This is a genomic window from Candidatus Dactylopiibacterium carminicum, assembly GCF_014736495.1.
Lineage (GTDB): Bacteria > Pseudomonadota > Gammaproteobacteria > Burkholderiales > Rhodocyclaceae > Uliginosibacterium > Uliginosibacterium carminicum.
The window spans coordinates 1-4,941 of sequence record NZ_MDUX01000103.1; the positions used below are offsets into that span (position 1 = coordinate 1).

Sequence of the window (4,941 nt, forward strand, 5' to 3'; positions counted from 1 at the left end):
TGAAAAACAGTATTTCATGAAGCTCGGGGCTGTCTAGGAAACCCGGGGCGATTCATATCCCACGGCGGACCGGTTTACTGCGGAATTCGGCTCCACCGCGCTGCGGCGCCTGTTGTCCGCACGTGATACCGGTGCAGGGCAGCGTCCGCTGTCGCTGTACTTCCACATCCCGTTCTGCAACACCATCTGCTACTACTGCGCCTGCAACAAGATCATCACGAAGGACCATTCCCTGAGCGCACGCTATGTCGACTATCTGTCGCGCGAGATGGCCCTGCAGGCCGAAGCACTGCCTGGTGCGCGAGAAGTCGTCCAGATGCATTTCGGCGGTGGCACACCGACCTTCCTGCTGCCCGAGGAGATGTCCCGGTTGATGGCAGAGATACGAAAGCATTTTGTGTTCCAGCCGGATGGCGAGTATTCGATCGAGGTTGACCCCCGCAAGGTGAGTCGCGAGCGCGTTTTCCAACTGGCTGCCGAAGGATTCAACCGCATGAGCGTCGGCATCCAGGATTTCGATCCCCAGGTGCAGCGCGCGGTGAACCGCATCCAGAGCGAGGATGAGACGCGACAAGTGATCGAGGCGGCGCGCGCGGCGGGCTTTCGTTCGGTCAGCATCGATCTGATCTATGGTCTGCCACACCAGAATGCGGAGCGCTTTGGCAAAACGCTGGATCGCGTGCTGGCCATGGCACCGGAACGTCTGGCGTTGTACAACTACGCACATCTGCCCACGCGTTTCATGCCGCAGCGGCGCATTCACGAAGCCGATCTACCGGTTCCCGAAGAGAAGCTGCGCATCCTGGCCCAAGCGATCGAGCGTTTGACGCAGGAAGGCTACGTCTATATCGGCATGGATCATTTTGCGCGTCCTGATGACGAACTCGCCGTAGCGCAGCGAGAGCACGCGCTACAGCGTAATTTTCAAGGGTATTCCACCCATGCAGAGTGCGAGATGCTGGCCTTCGGGATTTCGGCGATTGCCAAGTTCGGCAATGGCTTCAGCCAGAATCAGCGCGAGCTGGAGCCTTATTACGAGGCCTTGGACAAGGGCGAACTGCCCGTGATGCGGGGATGGCACATCAGTGCCGACGAAGCTTTGCGCAATACAGCGATCCAGCGTCTGATGTGTGACTTCTCGCTCTCGTTCGATGCGATCGATCAAGCCCATGGCATCGAATTCACGAACTACTTCGCCACCGAGCTGGCTGAGCTGCAGGTGTTGGCCGACGCCGGCCTGCTCAGCCTGTCGCCACGTGGTCTGCAGGTCACACCGGCAGGGCGCATGCTGGTGCGCGTGATCGCCATGTGTTTCGATGCACATCTACGCCTTGACCGGGAGAAGCGCCGCTATTCCCGAGTGATCTGATACGGTTCCGCTTTAAGACGAATGACCGTTGGGTCGCCTTGCCGTGCTACAGCACTGTCTGCCGCTTCCCGCCTTGTTCTGCGCTTGAATGCCAAACCGCATGAGGTCTGTCGTCAAGGATCCCTGACCGTAGAATGCACGTTTTCGCAGCTGAACTTCCATCATGCCCGATACCGGATATCTCGCCGTCTTCTTCATCGGCCTGCTAGGCGGAGCGCATTGTGCCGGTATGTGTGGTGGCATCGTGACAGCCCTGTCCGGTGGTGGAAGAGGGCGAGCTGCCTGGGGTTGTCAGCTTGCCTACAATTTTGGCCGGATTGGCAGCTATACCTTCACTGGGTCGCTGGTGGGGCTCATCGGCTCGGCCGGTTTGCTGTTCGATCGCATATTGCCAGTGCAGCTTGTTCTCTACATCCTGGCCAATCTGATGCTGATCGGCATGGGCGGCTATCTGATGAGGTTCACCAAGGCTCTTTCGGGGCTGGAGCTTGCGGGACAGCATCTCTGGCGGCGCATCCAGCCCTATACAGCGGGTTTGCTGCCGGTCCGCTCCTGGCCGCAGGCCTTGCCGGTCGGATTCCTGTGGGGGTTTCTGCCTTGCGGGATGACATACAGCGTGTTGTCCCTGTCGCTGGTCAGTGGTTCGGCTGTCCGTGGTGCGGGCCTGATGCTGGCTTTTGGGTTGGGAACATTGCCGAATCTGCTGCTGGCGGGCATGCTGCTGGCACGCTACAGGAGTCTGGTGCGCAGTCGTGCATTCCGAACGATTGCGGGACTTCTGGTGATCGCTTTCGGCGTCTATGGACTGATCCGCGCGCCCGAGCTGGGCGGATACCTGTGGCAGGGCGTGGTATGCCATGACTGAGGAAAATACGACGCTCAACGACGGGCTCGACAACGGGATTTCCGCCATGATGAACATTCTGCTTGCCGTAGACGGCTCCGAGTTTTCCAGCCGCGCGGCCGATGCACTGATCACCTATGCGGGCCGCTGGCGCGTGATGCCTCGTGTGCACGTGCTGTACGTGCATCTGCCGATTCCGATCGGATTCGCGACCAAGCATGTACCGCGCGAGATTGTGGACAACTACTATCACGAGGAAGGGCAGGCGGTGGTCGCGCCGGTTGCCGAGCGATTGCGGGAGGCTGGCATGGAGGTGCTGACCCATGTGCGCGTGGGTTCTCCCGGCGAGACCATCGCCCATGCCGTTCGCGATCTGGAGTGTGACGCCGTCTGGATGGGAACGCACGGCCGGGGCTCCGTCACTCAGGCTTTGCTCGGCTCGGTCGCTTCGCGGGTGGTGGCGCTGGCGCACACGCCCGTTACGCTGGTGAAGTAAACACTGACTGGCGCCGATGCGCGCCTGGCGGCACAATCCGTCCGCTCCCGCATGGGAGCCACGACAACGGACCCACCACAGAGAGGCAAACCATGGGTTTTTCCAGCGTATGGCCGGGCAATGTACCCGACGAGGTGAACGTGATCATCGAGATTCCGGCGCAAGCGGATCCGATCAAGTACGAGATCGACAAGGACAGTGGCACGGTGTTCGTGGACCGTTTCATGGCCACGTCAATGTCCTACCCCTGCAACTACGGCTATGTTCCGCACTCCGTGGCGGGGGATGGAGATCCCGTCGATGTACTCGTGATGGCGCCGTTTGCGCTGATTCCAGGGGTGGTGATCCGCTGCCGTCCGGTCGGTGTGTTGCGCATGGTCGACGAGGCGGGTGAAGACGCCAAGGTACTTGCCGTGCCGGTACAGAAGATCACCTCGCTCTACGACGACATCCGCAGTTACCAGGATTTTCCCTATCTGTTGCTGCACCAGATCGAGCACTTTTTCCAGCACTACAAGGATCTGGAAGCCGGCAAGTGGGTTCGTGTGGAAGGGTGGGATGGCCCCGATGCCGCACGTCAGGAAATCTATGCTGGCGTTGCTGCCTATCGGGCGCAGAGCACAGGCAGTAGCGACTGATCTGCTACGGGCGTCGTGCCAGTGCCGTCAAGACCTCAACCTGATCCTGAATGGATTGTGGCACCGGGCGTTCACCAGCCAGCATGGCCTGGATGAGTGTGGCGTTCTGCTCGAGTTCGCATGACCCGGTATTCAGTTCGTCGCCGTCCTCGAAATCCAGGGCGGGCAGTAGTTCTTCTTCCTGTCCAGCATGGAAACCCAACAGGCGAGGGCGGCGGCGAGGTGCCACATAAGCCTCTCCCTCGGTGCCGCGCATCAGCATCGCGGTACCGCCATCGAGTTGCAGGAACGCCTGCATGGCTTCGATATACGGCGGGTGGGTAACTGCCACTACGCGCACACTGCGGCTTCGGCAAGGGTCGAGCAGCTTGGCCATGGTGTGCCCGCAACTGCGAACTCCCAGCGTCTGACGCAAGCCCAGCAACCAATCCAGGCCGCGCGCGATCAGGTCCAGGCGCAGGCAGGCGATGTTGTGCTTCTCGAGACTGGCCGATGCATCCGGCAACGAGCGCTCGATATCGATGCCAAGTGCCGCCAGCAGCTTGAACGGGCTCACGCGCGAGTCGAAATCATGACGCCCCTGCACCAGCACAGGAATCCCCTTGCGTGCCAGCAACAGTGCCACCAGTGGCATCAGGTTGGCCTGCTTGCGCGCTCCGTTGTAGGTGGGGAGCACCACGCAGCGCGGCCCTTCCGGCACGACAAGCTGACGCGTGCGCTCGTCCAGCGCAGCCTTGAATCCCAGCAGCTCCTCCAGGCTTTCGCCCTTGATCCGCAGGGAGAGCAGGATGGCCCCCAGCTCGAGATCGGGAACCTTGCCATCAAGAATCGCTGCAAACAGCCCGTGCGCCTGATCCCGTGTCATCGGCCGCGCGCCACGTGTACCCCGGCCAATCTCTTTGATGATCGCTGCGTAGTCCATGCTTGGATTATGACCTGCGTGAGCCGGCTTGCCACGCGGGAAGTAGGCTTTTGATGCCTCCTGTGGCAGAAGCGTGGTATTGCGGCAGAATGCCACGCCTGTACAGAGGAGGAATGGCATGAGGTGTATCGGTAAGTTTCTGGTCCTGCTGTGGGTGGGGGTATTGGCAGCAGGATGTGCACTGCGTTGGCAGAAGCCGGAAGTCCGTCTGGTCGAGGTTGCACTGGCAGGAGGCAACCTGATGGAGCAGCAATTGGCGCTGCAACTTGCCGTCCACAATCCCAACAACCGGAAGATCGAACTGGACGCCCTGCAGTTCGACTGGTTGGCCGGGGAAACCGTGTTCGCCAGCGGCCAGAGCCTGCAGGCCGTGCAGGTCCCGGCGCAGGGAGAAGCGCGGATCCCGCTGACAGCCAAGTTACGTCTGCTGCCTTTGCTGCAGCGACTGCCGCAGTTGCTGGATGCCGACGGGCGCCTGCCCTATCGGCTTCGCGGGCAAGCCGACGTGGCAGGTTATGGCACGCAGCCCTTCAATGTGTCAGGCAAGCTGGACCTGCCGGGCCCACGCTGAAGGCGCCGGCATCGTCGACCGCCAGGCGAGCCCCACGCTGCCGGAATGAATCGCCCCGGGTTTCCTAGACAGCCCCGAGCTTCATGAAATACTGTTTTTCA

The 4,941-nt window shown here is 61.0% G+C and carries 5 protein-coding genes and 1 pseudogene; 5 read left to right on the forward strand and 1 reads right to left on the reverse strand.

Annotation, left to right across the window (positions count from 1 at the left end; all coding sequences use genetic code 11):
- Positions 1–43 precede the first annotated feature (43 nt).
- From hemN to ppa, 4 genes and pseudogenes are all read left to right on the forward strand, one after another.
- Positions 44–1,369 (forward strand): annotated as a pseudogene (gene hemN / locus BGI27_RS17370) (oxygen-independent coproporphyrinogen III oxidase); the annotation flags it as partial.
- 163 nt (positions 1,370–1,532) lie between these two features.
- The gene (locus BGI27_RS17375; RefSeq protein WP_095526035.1) at positions 1,533–2,234 is read left to right on the forward strand and encodes a sulfite exporter TauE/SafE family protein; all 702 of its coding nucleotides are present in this window, start codon (positions 1,533–1,535) and stop codon (positions 2,232–2,234) included.
- Positions 2,227–2,709, forward strand: a complete 483-nt coding sequence (locus BGI27_RS17380; RefSeq protein WP_095526036.1) for a universal stress protein — start codon at positions 2,227–2,229, stop codon at positions 2,707–2,709. The genes BGI27_RS17375 and BGI27_RS17380 overlap by 8 nt, the downstream gene beginning before the upstream one ends.
- A 92-nt stretch (positions 2,710–2,801) precedes the next feature.
- A complete protein-coding gene (ppa, locus tag BGI27_RS17385; RefSeq protein WP_095526037.1) occupies positions 2,802–3,347 on the forward strand; it encodes an inorganic diphosphatase in 546 nt (181 codons plus the stop codon).
- 4 nt (positions 3,348–3,351) lie between these two features.
- Here ppa and ybiB read toward each other — a convergent pair whose 3' ends face one another.
- The gene (ybiB, locus tag BGI27_RS17390) at positions 3,352–4,269 is read right to left on the reverse strand and encodes a DNA-binding protein YbiB (RefSeq protein WP_095526038.1); all 918 of its coding nucleotides are present in this window, start codon (positions 4,267–4,269) and stop codon (positions 3,352–3,354) included.
- Positions 4,270–4,387: 118 nt separating this feature from the next.
- On the opposite strand from ybiB, the gene BGI27_RS17395 reads away from it, so the two are divergent.
- The gene (locus tag BGI27_RS17395; protein ID WP_095526039.1) at positions 4,388–4,840 is read left to right on the forward strand and encodes an LEA/WHy family protein; all 453 of its coding nucleotides are present in this window, start codon (positions 4,388–4,390) and stop codon (positions 4,838–4,840) included.
- Positions 4,841–4,941: the final 101 nt, after the last annotated feature.